General features: G+C 63.7%; 18 protein-coding genes. 4 read left to right on the top strand and 14 right to left on the bottom strand.

Features of this window, described 5'->3' with window-relative positions; genetic code table 11:
- Positions 1-8: 8 nt before the first annotated feature.
- From AC3IFE_RS12805 to AC3IFE_RS12745, 13 genes are all read right to left on the bottom strand, one after another.
- The gene (locus AC3IFE_RS12805; RefSeq protein ID WP_489190749.1) at positions 9-1,400 is read right to left on the bottom strand and encodes a sigma 54-interacting transcriptional regulator; all 1,392 of its coding nucleotides are present in this window, start codon (positions 1,398-1,400) and stop codon (positions 9-11) included.
- A gap of 108 nt (positions 1,401-1,508) precedes the next feature.
- Positions 1,509-3,566 (bottom strand): pilus assembly protein TadG-related protein, encoded by a 2,058-nt coding sequence (locus AC3IFE_RS12800; RefSeq protein ID WP_489190756.1) that lies wholly within the window; start codon positions 3,564-3,566, stop codon positions 1,509-1,511.
- 11 nt (positions 3,567-3,577) lie between these two features.
- Positions 3,578-3,907, bottom strand: coding sequence for a DUF3613 domain-containing protein (locus tag AC3IFE_RS12795; protein ID WP_489190748.1), 330 nt, complete (start codon positions 3,905-3,907; stop codon positions 3,578-3,580).
- Between the two features lie 19 nt (positions 3,908-3,926).
- Positions 3,927-4,769 (bottom strand): tetratricopeptide repeat protein, encoded by an 843-nt coding sequence (locus AC3IFE_RS12790; RefSeq protein WP_489190747.1) that lies wholly within the window; start codon positions 4,767-4,769, stop codon positions 3,927-3,929.
- A gap of 18 nt (positions 4,770-4,787) precedes the next feature.
- Positions 4,788-5,780, bottom strand: coding sequence for a type II secretion system F family protein (locus AC3IFE_RS12785; protein ID WP_489190746.1), 993 nt, complete (start codon positions 5,778-5,780; stop codon positions 4,788-4,790).
- Positions 5,781-5,784: 4 nt separating this feature from the next.
- Positions 5,785-6,777, bottom strand: coding sequence for a type II secretion system F family protein (locus tag AC3IFE_RS12780; RefSeq protein ID WP_489190745.1), 993 nt, complete (start codon positions 6,775-6,777; stop codon positions 5,785-5,787).
- On the bottom strand, positions 6,770-8,143 hold the full coding sequence (locus AC3IFE_RS12775) for a TadA family conjugal transfer-associated ATPase (protein WP_489190744.1): 1,374 nt from the start codon (positions 8,141-8,143) through the stop codon (positions 6,770-6,772). The genes AC3IFE_RS12780 and AC3IFE_RS12775 overlap by 8 nt, the downstream gene beginning before the upstream one ends.
- A gap of 3 nt (positions 8,144-8,146) precedes the next feature.
- Entirely contained in the window at positions 8,147-9,421 is a 1,275-nt protein-coding gene (locus tag AC3IFE_RS12770; protein ID WP_489190743.1) for a fimbrial protein, read from the bottom strand.
- Between the two features lie 60 nt (positions 9,422-9,481).
- The gene (locus tag AC3IFE_RS12765; protein WP_489190755.1) at positions 9,482-10,813 is read right to left on the bottom strand and encodes a type II and III secretion system protein family protein; all 1,332 of its coding nucleotides are present in this window, start codon (positions 10,811-10,813) and stop codon (positions 9,482-9,484) included.
- Between the two features lie 65 nt (positions 10,814-10,878).
- Complete coding sequence (cpaB, locus tag AC3IFE_RS12760) at positions 10,879-11,802, bottom strand: Flp pilus assembly protein CpaB (protein ID WP_489190742.1); 924 nt, start codon at positions 11,800-11,802, stop codon at positions 10,879-10,881.
- Positions 11,803-11,892: 90 nt separating this feature from the next.
- The gene (locus AC3IFE_RS12755; RefSeq protein WP_489190741.1) at positions 11,893-12,339 is read right to left on the bottom strand and encodes a TadE/TadG family type IV pilus assembly protein; all 447 of its coding nucleotides are present in this window, start codon (positions 12,337-12,339) and stop codon (positions 11,893-11,895) included.
- Positions 12,336-12,836: an A24 family peptidase gene (locus AC3IFE_RS12750; protein WP_489190740.1), complete on the bottom strand. Its 501-nt coding sequence runs from the start codon at positions 12,834-12,836 to the stop codon at positions 12,336-12,338. Before AC3IFE_RS12750 ends, AC3IFE_RS12755 begins: the two co-directional genes overlap by 4 nt.
- Positions 12,837-12,928: 92 nt before the next feature.
- Positions 12,929-13,150, bottom strand: a complete 222-nt coding sequence (locus AC3IFE_RS12745) for a Flp family type IVb pilin (protein WP_489190739.1) — start codon at positions 13,148-13,150, stop codon at positions 12,929-12,931.
- A 675-nt stretch (positions 13,151-13,825) separates the two neighbouring features.
- Here AC3IFE_RS12745 and AC3IFE_RS12740 point away from each other — a divergent pair.
- From AC3IFE_RS12740 to AC3IFE_RS12725, 4 genes are all read left to right on the top strand, one after another.
- Positions 13,826-15,433 (top strand): collagen-like triple helix repeat-containing protein, encoded by a 1,608-nt coding sequence (locus AC3IFE_RS12740; protein ID WP_489190738.1) that lies wholly within the window; start codon positions 13,826-13,828, stop codon positions 15,431-15,433.
- 40 nt (positions 15,434-15,473) lie between these two features.
- Positions 15,474-16,841, top strand: coding sequence for a collagen-like triple helix repeat-containing protein (locus tag AC3IFE_RS12735; protein ID WP_489190737.1), 1,368 nt, complete (start codon positions 15,474-15,476; stop codon positions 16,839-16,841).
- A 144-nt stretch (positions 16,842-16,985) separates the two neighbouring features.
- Positions 16,986-18,671, top strand: coding sequence for a ShlB/FhaC/HecB family hemolysin secretion/activation protein (locus tag AC3IFE_RS12730; protein WP_489190736.1), 1,686 nt, complete (start codon positions 16,986-16,988; stop codon positions 18,669-18,671).
- A gap of 173 nt (positions 18,672-18,844) precedes the next feature.
- Positions 18,845-19,306: a DUF2147 domain-containing protein gene (locus tag AC3IFE_RS12725; RefSeq protein WP_089467310.1), complete on the top strand. Its 462-nt coding sequence runs from the start codon at positions 18,845-18,847 to the stop codon at positions 19,304-19,306.
- Positions 19,307-19,440: 134 nt separating this feature from the next.
- Here the strand turns inward: AC3IFE_RS12725 and AC3IFE_RS12720 are convergent.
- Positions 19,441-19,887 (bottom strand): IS66 family transposase (locus AC3IFE_RS12720; protein ID WP_489190735.1); only part of this gene is annotated, 447 nt, incomplete at its 5' end.

Below are 19,887 nucleotides of genomic sequence, written 5' to 3'. Positions count from 1 at the left end.
CTCATTAATTACTCGCTTTCGCGGGTCTCGGGCTCTTCGTCGAAGATCTGGTATTTGCGCATTTTTTCCCACAATACCTTGCGGCTGATGCCGAGTTGCTGGGCCGTGTCCTGACGTCGCCAACCGTTTGCATCGAGCGCCGCGATCACACGGTTGCGCTCGTTCATGTCCCATTTGCTGCGATCGACGAACACTTCGGCCGCACTCTCCGCCGGCACCGGCTGGGCCGAGTTGCGTGCATGCGCGATCAGCCGCTGCAGCCGCGCGGCATCCCAGCCGCCCGTCTGCCGTACCGTCACGCCGACGCGCTCGGCGAGGTTGCGCAGTTCGCGCACGTTGCCGGGGAAATAGCTGTCCGCCACCGAATCCGTGAGCCAGTACGGCAGGTCGGACAACTCGGCGAGCCGCTCCTCGCCGACCACCTGGGCGACGAACGACTTGAACAGCGCGATCTTGTCCACCGCACCGCGCTCTTCCAGCGACGGGATGCTCAGTTCGATCACCGCGAGCCGGTAGTAGAGATCGGCGCGGAACAGCCCTTCCTTCACCAGTTGAGGCAGCTTCTTGTTGCTCGCCGCGACCAGACGGAAATCGACCTTGACCGGCGCCGTCGCGCCGACGCGCAGCACCGCGCCGTCCTCGAGCACCCGCAGCAGCTTGACCTGCTGATACAGCGGCAGATCGCCGACTTCGTCGAGAAACAGCGTGCCGCCCGCCGCCTGCTCGAAATACCCTTTATGCGCAACAACCGCGCCCGTGAACGATCCTTTCGCATGCCCGAAGAACAGCGATTCGAACAGGCCGTCGGGAATCGCGCCGCAATTCACCGGCACGAATTCGCCGTGCCGATAGCGCGAATGTTTTTCGTGCAGCAGTTGCGCGATGCGCTCCTTGCCGACGCCGGTTTCGCCGTGCAGCAGCACGTTGGTGTCGCAGTCGGCGAACGTATCGACTTCGTGCAGCAGCGCCTGCATCGATTCGGAGTGCGCGACGAGTTCCGACGGCTGCAACGTTTCGGCGGCGTGCGCGCGCAGTTGCGTGACGAGCTTGCCGATCATCCCGCGCAGTTCCGCGCACGTGAAGTCGAGCGGCAGGATGTGCGAGTACTCGGGCGGATACTGCGACGCGTCGTGGTCGCGCGCCGCGCCGACCCAGACGACCGGCATGCCGATATTGGCCTGCCAGTCGCGCAGGAATGCCGCGCCGCCTTCGATCATCGTCACGCTGATGATCGCCAGCGACCGCCGCATCGCGGCGCGCTCGGGCGAGACCGTCGCGTTGTCGGCGCGGATCACTTCGACGTCGAAGCTCGCCATGCACCGGGCGACGCGGTCGACGATGTCCGCCTTGCCTTCCCAGACGTACAGGTCGAGCTCTTCGATTGCGGGCGTGGTTCTCATGTTTCGGGTGCGGCTTCAGTAATTGACGGGTTGCATTGCGTTGCGAATCAGTCGCCGGATGCAAGCGGCGGCAATACCGCCTGCTTCGATAACAAAACGTTCAGGAGTTCATTGAACCAGCATGGGATCGCCGCATTTGATCGAATCCGGTGTGTTGGTGACATAGGCGTTCCCCAAGCTCAGGCCGAGCAGGCCCGTGACGGAAGTCAGGAGCGAATCGATCGGTTGCAGGAGCAGCGGAACGAGTGTGTTCCCGAGCGCGCTCAGAAGCGGCCCGAGCAGGTTGCTCAACAACTGACTCAGTACCCCGCTCAAATCGATGCCGACTGCCTTCAGCGCCCCAAGCAACCCACTGTCACCCAGCGTCAACGACACCGTCAGACCATTATTCGTGATGCCTGTCACAGCGGGCGACAGAAACTGGTCCGTTCCCACGCCCAATGTGTACGGCGACGGAGGATTCGGCGCAGCAGACGACTGAGGCCCCGGATATGAGAACAGCAACTGCGTCGGACCTTGAGTGGCGACAGGCACGGTCGTCATTTGTCCGGGCCTCAAGCCAATGTTGACCGAAATAGCGTTCAGATCGACGATACCGAGCGTCAGGGTCTTGATCAATACCGCCAGCGTAGACGACAACCCGCCAAGGTTCAGCAGATTGAGCAGACTGCTCAGATTGACGGACACCAGCTGAATCGGGACCGCGCTGTTGTCGGGCGAATAACCCGACGAAGCAGAGAGATTGATTTTCGTACTTGAAGAACCACCAATATAGACGGCGACTACTCCGGTCTGTACGTTCACTGTTGCGCTTTTCGTACCGTTCGCAGAACAGGTGACGGACGCCAAGCCGGCCGTGGCGGGCGCCACGTACGCCGTAATCGGCAATTGAACGGCAGCAAGCGGCGTCGGACTACCTGACGGGCAACTGCCCCCCGGAAAGACCAACCCGCCGGTAGAGCAGCTTGACAGCAGCGAGATCGACGTATTGAGGAACACGTTGCCCTGCGCGGTCGACGTATTCGTTGTGCAATCGGATGTTCCGCAATTCGACGGCCCGGGCTGACCGCTCGCCGTGGACGGCGGATTGGCTCCCAACTTGACCGAACCCGATACGGTTACGTTCAGTAGCGGTGATAGCACCGTAGGCGTTTGAACCGTGACGCTGGGAATGTTGACCGAATTCGTGCCGTTCGCGATCTGCAATGCAGTCGACAGCAAGCCGAGCGCATTGACGCTGGCGTTGACGGCAGAGCCTCCCGTTGCGGTCGCAGCGGAAACCAATTGACCGAGCGCGATCTGCGGTCCGCCGCAGATTCCGCCCGGACAAAGGGCGACGACCAGTGCGTTCAGCACCTTCAGGTTCGCCGCGGCCACGCTTTGCTGCGTCGCTGCCTGCACCGCGGCATTGGCCAGTTGACCGAGCGTCACGGTGCCATTCAGCACGCCCGTACTGGTGCCGACCGGCAGATTGGCAAGGATGCCGGCCAACTTCAAGTTGACTTGTGCGAGCCCCTGATAGTCGACCAGTTGGAGATTCAGCGCATTGTCGTTCGATTGGACCAGCGCCTTGAGTAATTGGTTGGCCAATCCACCGTTCAACGCTGCAAGCGACGTGGTCAGCGTAAACGTGTCGGTGGGTACGCTCTTGGCAATAGCAGATCCGCCAATCGTGACGCCACCGCGAAAAATGCCGTCGACCGGCTCGGTCACCGTGACACAAACGGCGTTGGTCGATTGGCCATTGACCGTTCCGGCAGAGAGCCCAGCGCACTGGTTACCGTTGATCGGGTCGCCCGATATCCGTGTGAACTGCGCGCTGCCGCTGCCCTGAGGCGCGGTCCAGATGCCGCACGACACGGAAACTTTCGAACCCGCCGGCAATGCATTCGTTGCCGGGTTCGCGATTTGACCGGCTGCGGTCTTCGCTGCCTGGCAAGTCAGGTCGGTCGTCACCTGAGAGACTGCCGATAACGCAGCCAAATCAGCCGCCGCTTGCATCCGGCGTCTTTCGGCATAGAAATGGCCGACGTCGATCGCGCCCAGGATAATGATCGCAACCAGCACCCAGATCGTCGCCATGATCGCGACGCTACCGCGTTGGCGACTTCCCCCGGGACAGCCGGCGCTCCCCCGCCGCGCCGCGTGCGATTGATCTGCGCGCATGGTCATCCCGCTTATTGCGCGCCCTGCCCGCCACCCGACATGCCACCCACTGCGCCGAGCTGCGAACTCATCGAATCCGGAATCTTGTTCTTGAACGAATCGAGATAGCGCTGGTACGCAAGCGACGCGACGTCGCCGAACACGGGTTGCGTCGGCGCCGCCGCGCGGTTATCGCGTTGCATCGCGAGCCAGTCTTTGGTCGAGCGGCCGACGTCGGACACACCCGTGGTCACGGCGTCTTGACCGTATGCGGCACCAGAACCCGTTACGATGCAGACGATAGCGGCCAGCGTCGCCATCCGACCCGCGCACGCGCTTCGATTGTGTGTGTTGTCGTTCATATCGTTCCCCGATAGCTGTTCATTGCGCAAACCGTTGCAGCAACGGCACAGTCTGGTCGTAACCGAAGTTGTTCGCCATCGGCGTGATCGACGTCGTCGCACCGGGCCGTGACACCACCGGCGGCGTCGCGATTGCGCGCTGCTGCGCACGCACTGCCGCGGCAATCTTCGCGGCATCACCATTGATGTCCTTTCGAATTTCGGGCGACAGATGCTGCTGATTCATCAGCCGTTGCGCATCCTGTGCACGCCCTGCCGCAAACAGATACAGCGCAAGGTTGCTGACGATTTTCGGATTGCGCTGATCGAGTTCGGCAGCTTTCATCAGCGGTACTCGCGCGCCGACGACGTCGCCGCTGCGCAACTTCGCATAAGCGAGGTCGGACAGTAGCGACGGATCGGTCGGCGCGAGGTCCGATGCTTGCGTCAGCGCCTGCACTGCACGGTCGAAATCGCCTGCGGCGCCCGCCAGCAACCCGAGCCCGCGATAACCACGGGCCGCAAGCGGCGTCTTCAGCAACTGTGCATACACAGCCGCACTTGCGGCCGGCTGGTCGGTCATCCGCAGCGCATCCGCACGCAACAGGATCGATTCCGGCATGGCACCGTATGTCTTGTCATATGCATCGATGTGCGCGAGCGAAGCGTAATAGAGGCCCTGCGCTTGCATGCGCTGAATCAAACCTAGATACATTCCCGGCGTATCCGGCACGGACTGCTTCTGATCTGCTGCTTGCATCAGTGCCGCACGCTCGGTCTGCGCACCGACGCCATACCCGCTTTCCTTGGTTGCGCATGCGCCGAGCAGCAGCGCCACCACCAGCATGCCCGCCTGGATTACCGTTTCGCCGATTCGCTTCATCGTCTGTCCTTCCATCCTTCAATGCTGCGACGACAACGCACGCATCACCGCCAGCATGCCCGGCCCCGCCGTCACGATCAGCAAGGCTGGTAACAGCGTCAGCACCATTACGCCCGTCATCTTTACCGTCAATCTACCGATCCGTTCGCGCAGCATCGCACGACGCGTCTCGCGCAAACGGTCGCCGAACTGCTTGAGCGGTTCCTGCACCGCACCGCCATGCTTGTCGACCTGAATCATCAATCGCACGATCGCGCGCAGATCCTCGTTGTCGAATCCACTCGATAGCCGTTGCAGCGACTGCTCGCGGGTACGGCCCGTGGCGAACTGACGCTGCGCGATTCCCACCTCCGACGACAGGACCGGCAGCATCCCACGAAAATCGTTCGTCACGACCTGCAGGCTTTGGTCGAGCGACAGGCCAACGCCTTGCAGCAAGCGCAACATGTCAACGAATAGCGGCAGTTCGTCGACGACACTCTGTCGCCGCGACGCGGCGCGGCGCTGCACATAGAGTTTCGGCAGCATGAAGCCGAGCCCGAAGGCACCGCATATGCCGACCATCCAGATATTGCCTTTCACGCGCCCGCTCGCGACGATCGCGAACAGCAGCGGCAACACGATCCCGCACGCGACCCGCGCGCTCAGAAACAGCCCACGCGTCCGTGCGTCGACATACCCGCATTGCTCCAGAAGGCGACGATCCTCTTCCGCGACAGCATATTTGCCGAATCCGGTATCCAGCCACCGCATGCCTGCCGCCGATAGGCGATCCAGCCAACGTTCGACACGCTGCCCGACACGCACGTTGGCTTTCGCCGGCGCATCGCCATCCTGCGCGGGCCGCGCCTTCGCTGCCTCCAATGCAGCCATGCGCCGATCCAGCGCGTCGACCAATGCTCGTTCGGCCCGCGCCGCAGCATTCGCACGTAACGTCACGACCATCCCGAGCAGCAGCACCCCGAGCGCGCCCACGGCCAACGCAATCGCCCCGATCTGAGTTGCTGTCATTGCCTCACCTGAGCCGAGCCATTCGATACAGCCATATGCTGCCTACCACTTGAGCCAGGAATGCGATCATGAGCAGCGACCGCCCGCTCGGATCGCCCCACATCCCGTACAAGTACTTCGGATTGGTCATCACGACAAAGCTGCCGATTGCGATTGGCAGCATGACGAGGACGAACGCGGACAGCCGCGTCTCCGACGACATCGCGGTCAATTCGCGCTCGGCCTGCTCGAGATCGCGCATGAATACGGCCATCCGCTCGAGCATCACATCCGCGCGACCACCGTATTTGACCGACAAGCGCAACACTGAGCCAACGAGCTCGAACTCTTCGGTCCGGTAGATCTTCGCGATGTGCATCATGGCGCGGTCGATCTCGATACCGCCGCGCAGCATCCTCGACACGACGTCGAGACAGCCGCGCAGCGGCTCCTCGGTAGTCAGCAGTGACGACTGGAAAGCAGCCGGTACGCTATTGCCCAGAGTCACGAGGCGCACGATCCCGTCGAGGAACGACGGGATCTGCCGGACGATCTTCAGTCGTCGCCGCTGGATCCGCGACGCGAGCCAGACGCCGAGTATCGCGCTTCCGCAAATAATTGCAGCGCAACACGCCAGCATACCGCCGTGACTACCCGCGATGACCGCGGCCGCAACGAGCACCGCAAGGGCGACGAACGCCTTGCCGCGCGCATCGTCTATCCCCGCACGACTCGCGAGGTTGGACAGATATTCCGAGGCAGTCGCATACCAATGCGCCCCGAAGGCATCGGACGATACCTTCCGTGCCGCACCCGGTTGCTGCACGGCACGCACGGCACCAGCCGCCGGTGCAGGCGTCGCCGATGCGGAGACGCGTGCGCGCGGTTCGAGCCGGCTGTCGATGAAACGCTTCGCGTCGGTTCGTACGCGCCGGGTCTCCGCGTGATGCCACAGCATCATCGCAGCCGCGATACACAGCATCGAGATCGCTAGCGCCCACACCATTGCGCTATACATTGAAGCCCCCGCCGCCGCGGCCAAACCCGCCACCGCCAAAGCCGCCCCCACCAAATCCGCCCTCGCCGAACCCACCACTCGTCAACGCCTGGCGAAAGCGCGCGAGCTTCGGTGAATGCGGATGAATGCCCAGGGTCTCCCAGTGATCGACTTCCTCGCCTTCCGGCGTCACGCGCGCTTCATACCGGTAAAGCTCTTGGGTCGCGATGATGTTATCGGACAGACCGGTCACTTCGGTGATCGATAAAATCCGTCGTCGCCCGTTCGACAGGCGTCCGATTTGCACGATGAAGTCGATGGCGTTCGCGATCTGCCGACGCAAACTCGACTCGGTGCCCTGAAAACCTGCAAAACCGGCCAACATCTCGAGACGGTACAGACACTCGCGCGGCGAACTCGCATGCACGGTGCCCATCGAGCCGTCGTGGCCCGTGTTCATTGCCTGCAGCATTTCCAGCACCTCGCCGCCGCGCACTTCGCCGACGATGATCCGGTCGGGACGCATCCGTAACGTATTGCGCAGCAAATCGCGAATCGACACGACGCCGGTACCGTCGAACCCACCCGGCCGACTTTCGAGCCGTACGACGTGTGGGTGATTCAGCGACAATTCCGCCGTATCCTCGATTGTCACGACACGCTCGATCTCCGGAATATGGAACGCGAGCGCGTTGAGGAGCGACGTCTTGCCGGAACTTGTACCGCCCGACACGAGAATGTTGCAGCGCGCCTCGACTGCCGCCTGAAGCAACGTGTTGATCTCTTCGTTGAACGTTCCGTTGCCGAGCAGGTCGGACGGCTTCAGCGGATCCTTCCGGAATTTCCGGATCGACACGACCGGACCGTCGATCGACAACGGCTCGATCACCACATTTACGCGACCGCCGTCGGGCAGCCGTGCATCGACCATCGGGTTCGATTCGTCGAGACGGCGACCGATCGGCGCAAGGATCCGCCGCACGATCCGCAACAGGTGCGCGTTGTCGGTGAAGCGCACCGGCAGCTTGGCAAGGATCCCGTGACGCGACACATACACGTCGTTGTAGCCGTTGATCAGGATGTCCTCGACCGCCGGGTCCGCGAGTAGATCCTCGATCGGCCCGAAACCTGCAAGTTCCTTCGTCAACGCCTCCGCGACCGTCCGTACCTCGTTCTCGTTGAGCGGAATGCGGCGCAGGCGCACGAAGCTGTCAATCTCGAGATCGACGAACTGGTTGATCGCCTGGCGGGACCATCTGCCGAACTCGGCGCCCAACTCTTCGATGCGCGTCAGCAAGTGTTCGTGCGCGGCATTCTTGATGTCGTGGAATTGCTGCGTCTGGGAAAACGGCGCTGCGCCGTCGGCAAATTGAATGTCGTGTGCCATCGCTTACGACCGCTTGGACGAGGGTTGAATGAAGCGCTTCAGCGCGGACAGGCCGGACGCCGGACGCGATACAGCCGGGCGAATCGACACGCCCGGTAACCGCGCGGCGAGCGACTCGAGAGCGCGCACGTACGGATCGCGCTCCGCCATATCGACGATGAGTCGGCCCTGGTTTGCCGCATGGCCGATCGCGACGCGGCGCGACGGCAACGTGCCGGCCAGCGACAGCCCGAGTCGCTCCGCGATCTGCGCGGGCGTCAGATCGAGTGCGGGGTCGTGCTGGTTGACGACGAGCCGTACACGATCGGTGTCGACGCCCGCGTCGCGCAGCCCGGTGAGTAGATCGGCCGCCGATACGATCGACCCAACGCCCTGATCGCAGACGAGCCATGCTTCGTCGGCGGAACTCGCGATCTGGGCAACGAATTCGCGGTTCGAAAAACCGCCAAGGTCGACGATCTGCTGATCGAAGAATGCGCGAAATCGGTTCAGCAAACCGGCGCACGACGCGTACGAAACGTCGCGTAGCGCGCCGAGATCCGCCGGCAGCGTCGTCAACGCAACGCCGCTCTCATGCCGGGTCAGCGCGGTATTCACAAAGGTTCGATCGATACGACGAAGGTTGTGAACCGCATCGATGAAATGGAATTCGCAGCGGGTATTCAGGAACAACGCGCCATCGCCCGCTGGCAACCCCAGGTCAACGAGCGCGGTCTGGCGACCGGCCGGCGTCCCGCCGTTCGACACGCTGCTCCCTTCCGGGCTCACCGAGCGCTTCTGCAACCATACGGCCAGATTCGCTGCGAGCGTGCTCACCCCCATGCCCGCGCGTGCGCCGAGCAGTGCGACAAGCTTGCCGTGGCGGCTCGCCGGCTCGCCGACGTTCGCCAGCAACCCGCGAATCGTGCGCAAAGCATCTTCTGCCGGAGCCGACACGTCGATAAAATCGCGGACTCCGGCGCGCAATGCAGCGAGCGTGCTCTCCGGCTGTGCGAGCGAACCCAGCGCGACAATCGGCAGCCCGGGGTGTGTGGCGCGAATCGCAGCCGCGGCAATGCTCGCCGCCGTGCTGCCGTCCGAGAAATCGATGAAGACGAGCGCCGGATTGAGGCCCGTAATGCGCTGCGCCAGCACACCCGGTTCGAGCGAGGCGGCTTCGACCGCGCCGGCCGATACGAGCGTATCGGCCAGCCAGCGGACATGCGCTTCATGCTGCGATGCACAAACGAAATAGTCGGTCACGGCGGGTTCACACAATGATTGAATTCGCGCATTCATGTCGAACACCCCCGATTACACAAGGCGTGGCGTTGCATCGCAAACCGCGAGACATTCCACTCATTTCGAAAATCCTGGAGCAGCGTCGGGCGACGCAGCTCCGCCCAGATACGATTTCCAGACCGGCCCGTCGCGCTGCTCAGACAACTCGCCGGGTGTCGCGGGCAACACCGCACCCTTGGCAATCGGCGCGACGAGATGCGGCGTGACGATGATCAGCAGTTCCTTGTCGTTCTGCTGATAGCTCAGATTCTTGAAGAACGTTCCGATGATCGGCAGATCGCCGAGCAACGGCACCTTACTCACGTTCGACATCGTCTGGCGATCGATGAGGCCGCCAATCACGAAGCTCTCTCCATCGCCCAGTTCGACGGTCGTGTCCGCACGGCGCGTCGTAATACCGGGCACTGCGACGCCGCTGATCGTCACGCTGTTCACGAAGTCAAGCTGACTCGATTCGGGTGCGACCTTCAACGCGATCCGGCTCGGACTCAAGACCGTCGGCGTCAGCGAGAGCCCGACGCCGTATTGCTTCCACTGGATCGCCGTCGAACCCAGTCCCTGCGGCGACGGCACCGGAATCTCGCCCCCCGCGAGGAAGCTCGCGCTCTGCCCGGACAGCGCGACCAGTGTCGGCTCGGCCAGCACGCGCGCGAGATTGTTCGCCTCCAGCAGAGATAGGTCGGCAAAGATGCCGCGTCCGGCCGCGTTCACGACCAGGTTGAATGCGGACGCGACCGGTGATCCGAGCGTCGGAACATATCCTCCGGTCCCTGGGCCCGAACCGCCGCTATAAGATTGCACGCCACCCGGCGAAAACGATCCGAATGAAAAGCCGTTGCTTTGCTTGAAGAAATTGAACCCGACCTGCTTGAGCACCGAACGGCTGAATTCGACGACCCGCACGTCGACTTGCACGACACTCTTGCCGGGAACTGTCGAGCGATCGATCACGGCGCCCTTTCCGCTCATATTCTTGCCGACCGCAGCCGCACGCGCATGTGCCTCGAGCGACGCGGCCGAACCTTGCAGCACTGCCGTGCCGCCGTATGCATTCACGCGCGGCGTAGCGCCGTCGAGCACGGCTTGCGCGGCCGCGTCGACCACCTCGACGTTCCAGACCGTCGGTTCATCGCGCCCGCGCTCCCACAGCATCACGTTCGTCGCGCCGGGAGCCTTCGCAGTGAGCAGGACGGAACCCGAGCGGCTACCCTTCATGATCAGCACGTCGGCAATTGCCGGATCACCGACCGCGACGCGCTGCAGGGTATGGCTCGCCGAAATTTGCCGTTGCGCGCCGACGGCGAGTTCGATCGTACCGCTGGCGCTCGCGAACGAGGCAAAGGTCATGGTGCAGATGGCAATCGCGAATGCAATCAGTATGTTTTTCATCGTTTGGTAGACCGGCGCACGGCCTTTTGCTTGTCGTCGCTGATGTCGATCGCCGTCGATCTGGTTCAATACGCAACCGTTTCCGAGCGGCCGCCGCGAATCACTTCGATACCGCCGCCTCCGCTCGGCCGCACAGGCGGCGGCAGACGCGAGGGCAACGGCGGCAGGTTCGTGTTGGCTACCGGTGTTCTCGGTGTGCCGGACAGTTGCTGTAGCGAGACACCGGCCGCGGCCAGCGCCGACGGCGACAGCTTGTTGTCCGTACGTACTGCAACCGTCTGCAGCGCAAGGTCGTCGTCACGCGGGTTGCGCAATGCAAAGGTCAGGCGGCCGCTCGCCTCCCCGAGCGTCAGCGCATCGACCTGCGCGGTCGGCACCGCGAGCACCGCGATGCGGGCGCCGGTCGGTTGCCCGTTACCACCGTTGTTGTTGCCGCTGTCGCGCTCGGCGGTCGCATCGCCGAACGACAGCACCCTAACTTTCGACAACAGAAGCCGCGCCTGCGTCTGCGAAACCTCGCCGTCAAGCATCGTGCTGCCAACTTCGCGCTTCAGGTTCAGGAACACGTCGACGAAATTCCCGGGCCGCAGGCGGTTGCCGACCGCGTTCGTTTCGTCGACGCGAACCGCAACTGCGCGCTCGCCGGGTTGCACGTCCTCGGCAAGCCCCGACACCAGTGCATCCGCAACGACCGGTGTCGAGGCCGGAATGTCACGCATCGGCACGCGACCAACCAGCGCAACGGGGTCGCTGAAAGCGCCTGCCGGCGCCAGCGCCGTCGCTTGGATCTTCAGCGCATCAGCCGGGATCGGCTGTCCACCTGGCAAAGCACGCGTTGCAATCACGACAGGCACCGCAGTTGCGGCCACCATCGGCTGTGTCGGTGCGGGACTTGAAGCGCTGCGTCCGAGCACCCATGCATAGATTCCGAGCAGAACGGCGATCCCAATCAGCAGCCCCGCGATGATCTTCGTTAAGTTGTTGGCCATGTTGTCGTATGGATGCCGGAATGAATCCAACCAGTTTCTTCTTGTCGCGCGATTTGCGCGTGACATGTCTATCGCGTCACGATGCCCAACTCATAGCATCGACTGCGGAATTTGCACCACTGCCGTACCCGTCAGTGGTTTGGTCATGATCGCCCCCAGGAACGGCATGATCGTCATCCAGCTATCGGGCGCATAGCTGACCGTGACTGTCAGGCAGTACAGCAACGGCGTAGGCGTTCCGTTGTAGTTGCACTGCTGCGCCACCACGTTGGGCGGACTGCTGTTCAGCCAACCAAGAACGTTCTGCGCAGTCGTCTTGGCGTTCGCGACTCGCGCCGTGAGATCCGGTGCATAGGCCAACCCTGCACGCGCGCCTTCGCTCGCGGCCAGCGTCAAGCTCTGCTGAATAACGAAAATCATCCCGAAACTCAGAATCGCGTAGAAAATCACGAAGAACAGCGGGAACACGATCGCAAACTCGACCGCTGTCGCTCCACGTTGCCGTCGCCGTCCCCCGCACGCGTTCTGTCGTTTCATCGCATGCCCCCGATTGCGACCAGATAGACCAACCAGGCGGCAGCCGGCACGGCGAGGCATGCGGCATAAGGCGTCGCCCGATACCTGCCAACTGTCAGCACCGGTTCGCGCTGCCGCCACACGCCCCCGAGCGACGTGCGAGACAGCAGCATCAGTACGAGCGTGTGCAGCCCTGCAGCCAGACTGGCGGCTACCCAGAGCCAAAGCAGCGCATGCGCACCGCACCAGATGCCGAGCACGGCGAAAATTTTCACGTCTGCTGCGCCCATGACGCGCAGAAGGAAGAACGGCATCAATCCGATCAGGCCGACCAGCATGCCGACCACTGCCTGATGCACGGAAATGCCAAATGGATTCACCGCCATGCATGCGCCGCCAAATCCGGCGATCAGTCCAGCCAGGACAAGCGCGTTCGAAATACGGCGGAAACGAATATCGCTGACCACGACCAAGCCGGCCCAGGTCAGAAATACCCCGCTAAAAATGAGATATCCCATCGCACCACGATCCGCAGCAGATGCAAGGGCGGGCGGATTACCGAAGTAGTCCGCCCGCTACTACGCCACGACGACTTCCAAGAACGGAGAGGTCAACCTGGGGTGGCATTGCCCCGAATCGCGTTGGCAGAACAGTTGGTCGCGGAAGGAGTGGACACGCAAGTACCAAGATTAGTAAACATGGTACCGAGACTGCTGCCGATGTTCGTCACCCCGGCGACGATCGCGACAGCGATAAGACCCGCGATCAGCCCATACTCGATCGCGGTAACCCCGTCTTCTTCCTTAAGGAAACGCTTGATGATTGCTTTCATTTTATTCCTCGTGCCTGTATTTACGTTTTCTGGCCTTTATACGTATACATCCCCGCATATCTGGCCGTTTGCCCCAACCGTTCGCCACATCTGCTGTAACGTCGACCGGGTGCGCTTTCTTTATAGGTCGCCCCGAAGGGCATTGCTCACGATTTGATGCAAGTTAACATTCGCGATAGCGCTCCTCCTCGAACGTAGTGTACCGAACCGTACATTTCCTTACATCTGCTCCCGATTCTATATCCGATCGTATTTAAGTTCCAACCTCTTTTAACCGCTCTGACGGGAAAAAAGACCAGGAGCACGATGTATTTGTACGGCGTTTCGGTACGACTTACACATAGGATTTACGATAGGTTAGATGTGCACACCTAATCCATCAGTAAAACCATTGTCGTGTCCACCAAGCCTGCGCGGGGCCCACGTTACGCCGCACGCGTAACGCCAATGTTGCGACGTTACGTTACGAAACGACCGAAACCGTTCTCATTCATCCGCTCTTAAACAGATTCAACAATCTTTCAGTTTCCGTAACCTCCTTTTCCGACAAGGAATTGCCTCGTTTAAAACCTGTTGTCGACCCGTCGGGCAGCGAAATGGCACGACAGTTGCAGAGTAGTCCTCGCATCACTCAACACAACGCAGTTCACAACACATTTTTAATGCGAGGAAGAAATGGACATTAAGGTTATCCCTCATGGCGTGTTCCGGACGACTCTGATCGCGGCCACCGTTGCAGCCATGCTCTCCCTCTCCGCGTGCGGCGGCTCCGGTTCGATCAGCAAGGGCGTCAGCGGCGGCTCCAGCTCGGGCGGCGGCGATACGATCTCCACGTCGGGCGGCAACGGCACGAGCGGCACCTCGGGTACGAGCGGTACCTCCGGCACCAGCGGCAGCTCGGGCACAAGCGGCACAAGCGGCACGTCCGGCACCAGCGGCACCTCGGGTACGAGCGGCACCTCGGGCACCAGCGGAACCTCGGGCACGAGCGGTACGTCCGGCACCTCGGGTATCTCGTCGAACGCCGTGGGAACTGTCCTCGCACAAAGCGGCAACATCATCACGAATGCCGGCGGCACCGTGTCGGGCCTCGGCACCGTCATCGCCGGCCAGTCGCTGCCGGGCGTCAATCCCGCCACGACACAAGCCGCGGGCGGCATCGTGCAAAGCGTAGGCGGCGCGGTCACCGCGCTGGGCAACGGCCTCGGCAGCGGACTCGGCCAGCTCGGCGCGACGAAGGATCCCGTCGGCACCACCGTCGCCAGCACCGGCGGCGTGGTCAATCAGCTCGGCGGCGCAGTCACGCAAACCGGCAATCTGGTCACGAGCCTCGGCAGCGGCCCGCTGTCGCCGCTTGCGCCGGTCACAGGCGCCGTCGGCGGCCTCGTATCGACGCTCGGCGGCGCCGTGTCGAACGGCGGCACCACGCTCACGAACGTGCTGTCGACCGGCCCGATCCAGCAGGTCACGCAAACGGTCAGCTCGGCCATCACGCCGATCACGACGATGGTCGGCCAGACGACCCAGACGATCGGCGCGGCAACCGGCCTCGGCGCACCGGTCAACACGCTGCTCGGCACGATCGGCAACGGCCTGAACCAGGCCGGCGCCCTGCTCGCGTCGACGGGCGGCAACCCGGTCACCACGGGCCTCGGCGGCACCGTCTCGTCGACGGGCAACACCGTGAAGGCCGTCGGCGGCCTGCTCACGGGCAGCACCGGCGGCGCGACCAACCCGCTCGCCCCGCTCACGGGTCTCGTTTCCACGGTGACCGGCGCACTCGGCGGCGCAACGGGTGGCGGCAGCGGCCCGCTCGCACCGGTCACGGGCCTCGTCTCGACGGTCACCGGCGCACTGGGCGGCGCAGCAGGCGGCGGCAGCGGCCCGCTCGCACCGGTCACGGGCCTCGTCTCGACGGTCACCGGCGCACTGGGCGGCGCAACAGGCGGCGGCAGCGGCCCGCTCGCACCGGTTACCGGCCTCGTCTCGACGGTCACCGGCGCGCTCGGCGGCGCAACGGGCGGCACCAGCGGCAGCCCGCTCGCGCCGGTCACGGGTCTCCTCGGCGCGGTCACGGGCGCGCTCGGTGGCGTCACGGGTGGCGCCGCAGGCAGCAGCCCGCTCGCCCCGGTCACGAACGCCGTCTCCACGGTGACGAGCACCGTCGGCGCACCGGCGCTGAGTGGCGGCACGGGTACCGTCACGAACTCGGGTTCGTCGTCGAACCTGCTTGCGCCCGTCACGTCGCTGATCGGCGGCCTGCTCGGCGGCACGCACAAGTAATCCGACATCCATCCATCGAAAAGACAGCGAGGAGCCCATCATGTCCCAGCAACGTTCCATCACGACGGTCGCCCTGCGCCAGTGGCGCGCGCCCCTCACCGCCTTCGCCGCAGCGTGCCTGCTGGCCGCCTGCGGCGGTGGCGGCGTCAGCTCGCCGCCGACCAGCAGCAACGACAACAACAACCCGAGCACGAGCGGCACGTCCGGCACGTCCGGCACGTCCGGCACGAGCGGTACCAGCGGCTCGCCGACGGGCACCAAGGGTGTCATCAGCACGGTCGGCCAGACGGCCACGGACCTCGGCAGCACGGTCGGCAACATCAGCCTGCCAGGCCTCGGCGACGGCGTGACGAAGGGTGTCGGCAGCACGCTGTCCAGCACCGGCACGATCGTCGGCGCGGCGGCCGATGCCCTGAGCAACGGGCTGGGGCAGATCGGCTCGACGAAGGATCCGGTCGGCACCACGGTGGCCGGTCTCGGCAACGTCGTCGGCGCGACCAGCAACACGGTGTCCGGCCTGAGCTCGACCGTCAAGGCGCTGGGCACGGGCCCCCTGGCGCCGCTCGCGCCGGTCACGACGCCGGTCGGCACCGTACTCGACACGGTCGCCAACGGCCTGACGGCCGCCGGCACGACGATCGGCTCGACGCTGTCGTCGGGCGCCGTGCAGCAGGTCACGCAGCCGATCAGCTCGGCGATCACCCCGCTCGTGATCACCGCCGGCAAGGTCACGCAGCAGGTCGGCACGACAACCGGCCTCGGCCAACCCGTGTCGGGCCTGCTCGGCCAGATCGGCGGCGCCATCAGCTCGGCCGGCAAGCAGGTCGGCAGCACGTCGAGCCAGCCGCTCGTCGGCGACGTCGGCCAGCTCGTGAGCGCGGTCGGCAATACCGTGACCAACACCGGCGGCCTCGTCAATCCGAACGGCCCGAACGGCGCGGCACCGATTCCCGGCCTGATCACGAGCCTCGTCGGCGGCTCGACGGCAACCGTCCAGAACGGCTCGTCGTCGGGTTCCGGTTCGACGAACCCGCTCGGCGGCCTGCTGTCGGGTCTCGGCTCGACGCCGCTCGGCTCGCTCACGGGCGCAGTCGGCGGTGCAACGGGCGGCTCGGGCAGCGGTCCGCTCGCGCCGGTCACGAATCTCGTGTCGACGGTCACGGGTACGCTCGGCGGCGCAACGGGCGGCGCAGGCAGTGCAAACCCTCTCGCGCCCGTCACCGGTTTGCTGAATACTGTCACCGGAGCAGTAGGCGGTGCAGCGGGGTCCGGGGGCTCGAGCCCGCTCGCGCCGGTCACGTCGCTGGTCGGCAGCGTGTCGGGTTCGGCATCGTCGGGCAGCGGTTCGACGGGCCTGCTGGCACCGGTCACGGGGTTGCTGGGTACGTTGGGTAGCGTCGGCAAGTAAGGAGGACGGTCGCGCCATCGCAGCCGGAGCGAATGGCGCAGCCGTACGAACACAACCGGCATGGCGGCACGCGGCGCGCGCCACCCCGATGTCGCGCGCCGGCATTACAAAGAAGACGAAAAGCAAGGCCTACGAGGAAGAACAATGAAATCCAGACTCGACAGATGGATGATGCTGCTCGCCATCGCGGCGGCAGGCACGGCACAGGCGCAAACGCGCGTCGGCGGCAATCCGCTCGACTCCCTTCCCCAGATCAACGCACCGAAGACGGGCCCGAACGTCACCGTTCAGGTCGCGCCGCAGGCGCCGCAATTGCAGGCGCTGCTGTCGCGGCACCTGACGCCGAAGACGTTTCAGGTCGAAGGCGTGAAGTCGATACCGTTCGAGGAAATCACGCGCCGCTTCACGCCGCTCGTCGGCAAGGACATCACGATCGGCGAGCTGATCGAAACCGCCAACGGCGTGACGAAACTGTACCAGGAACGCGGCTACGCGCTGTCGTTCGCGTTCGTTCCCGCGCAGACGTTCGAGAACGGCGTCGTGCGCATCACGGTGGTCGAAGGCTATGTGTCGGACGTCAAGGTCACCGGCAAACCCGGCGCGATGGAACCGAAGATTCGCGCGATTGCTGCCCACATCACGGACGATCGCCCGCTGCGCCGCGCGACGTTCGAACGCTACGTGAACACGTTTGGACTGCTGCCGGGCCTCACGGTGAAGGCGAACGTGCCGCCGCCGCAGACCACCGACGGTGCGACGACGCTCGAACTCGCGGTCGATCGCAAGCCGTTCAACGTCAGCACGGGGATCGACTTCAACCACCCGGGCGTCCAGGGCCTCATCACCGCGACCGAAAACGGCCTCACGCGGTTCGGCGAACAGTTGAGCATTTCGGCGCTCGCGCCGCCGGGACGCGACAAGCAGACCTACTTCGCGTTCAGCGGCGCGGTGCCGGTCGGCAGCAACGGCCTGATCACGCGCCTCGATGCCAGCACGTATCGCGGCAAGCCGACCGACAACCCGGGATTGCCTTCGACCGTCGAGCGCACCGTCAAGAACGAGAAACTGGGTCTTTCGGCTTCCTATCCGATCTTGCTGAACAACCAGCGCAGCCTGCTCGGCACCGTGTCGGGTTATGCGTCGCACAACGAGGACCGCTACCAGAACAAGATCAACGGGGCGACGCTCGACAACCGGTCGCAGGTTCGTGTTCTTCAACTGCAGCTTGACTACACGAGTGTTCAGCCGAAGCAGGTGCAAAAATTGAGCGTCAACGTCGCCAAGGCATTCGACATCCTCGGTGCATCGAAGTCGCAGATCGGTACGAACGGCGGCACTACAATAAACTACGACGACCCGATCTCGCTGACCTTCGTTCGCACCGGCGCGACCTTCACGCAGACGAACGAATGGCCGTTCCGGATCGGCACGTCGGTATCGCTGACGGGGCAATACAGTCCCGACTCGCTGCCGACGTCCGAACAGATCTCGTTCGGCTCGACCCGTTACGCGCTCGGCTACCAGCCGGGCGAAACGTCGGGCGACTCGGGATGGGGGATGTCGCTGGAAATCAACCGCGGCTTCACACCGGGCTGGACGTATTTGAAATCGATCACGCCGTACATCGCCTACGACATGGCGCGCGTGTATCTGCACGCGGGCACGCCCTCGCCGAACCGCATGTCGTCGGTCGGCATCGGCGTGCGGCTCACGGACAGCCGCTACTACAGCCTCGACCTGAACGTCGCCAAACCGGTCGGCGATGCGCCGGTCGAAAGCGCGTCACGCAGCCCGCGCATCAACGCCGCATTCTCTTATCAGCTCAACTGATCGGTCACCAAAGTCACGAACGGCCAGCGTCATGCTGGCCGTTTCGATTAGAGTCCCCTCTATCAAACGCAGCGTGCGGTTTCACGTATTCTGGCGAAGCTCGCAACATGCCCGCCCCATGCAGACGGTCGTGCGAGCGAATCGAACAGACATGCAAAACAAGGAGGATGACAATGATTCGACTGACCCGCCCGTTGCGGGCGATCGCCATCGCCGGCGCCCTGCTCGCGTGCGCAGCCCCCACGTTCGCACAAGCCGACAGCCCGATCGGCATGTGGCAAACGATCGACGACAACACCCATCAACCGAAGGCGCTCGTGCAGATCGCCGAGGACGGCGACGGCGCGCTGACGGGCAAGGTCGTCAAGGGCCTCGGCGCGAACGATACGCCCGATCGCCGCTGCACCGCGTGCACGGACGAGCGCAAGGATCAGCTCATCAAGGGCATGACGATCATCAAGGCGATGAAGAAGGACGGCGACCACTGGGACGGCGGCAACATCCTCGACCCGGAGAACGGCAAGGTCTACAAGTGCAAGATGACGCTTGAAGACGGCGGCCAGAAGCTCGTGGTGCGCGGCTACATCGGCGTGTCGCTGCTGGGCCGGTCGCAAACCTGGGTTCGCCAGCAATAACGCCATACGCGTCAGAACGCGCGGCTCAGCTGAGCGCGGTTCAATGAAAAATCGGCCTGCGACGACGTCGCCAGGCCGATTTCTTTTGGTGCGCGCGCAACGAAAAAACGTATGCGGTCTTTTAACGACGCCCATCAGAGGTTGGGAGTGGCAGGCATGCTCCATGGCATGAGGGCGGCATAGTCGTCGGCGGTTGCGGCGAGCGGCAACCTGGTGAACAGCCAGACCAGATAGCGATACGGCTCGACGCCGTTCGCCTTGCACGTCTCGACGAGGGAGTACAGGTTGGCGCTGGCCTGCGCGCCAGCGACAGTATCGGAGAACAGCCAGCCCTTGCGGCCGACGACGAACGGCCGGATCGCGTTCTCGCACAGGTTGTTCGAGATCGGCCAGTTGCCGTTACCGACGTATCGGACCAGCTTTGACCACTGCCCGCTCATGTACTGCAATGCCTTGCCGAGCAGACTCGACGGCACGACGCCTGGTAGATGCTCGACCAGCATGCGCTCGATGATGTCGAGCACGCGGGCGCTGTACCGGATGCGCAGTCGCTGCCGGCGTTCAGACTTCCACTTCGCGCT

This window comes from Burkholderia sp. APQ4-4ca (genome assembly GCF_057837105.1).
The sequence above is the reverse complement of the archived record's forward strand: the minus strand, read 5'-3'. Positions and strand labels throughout refer to the sequence as shown.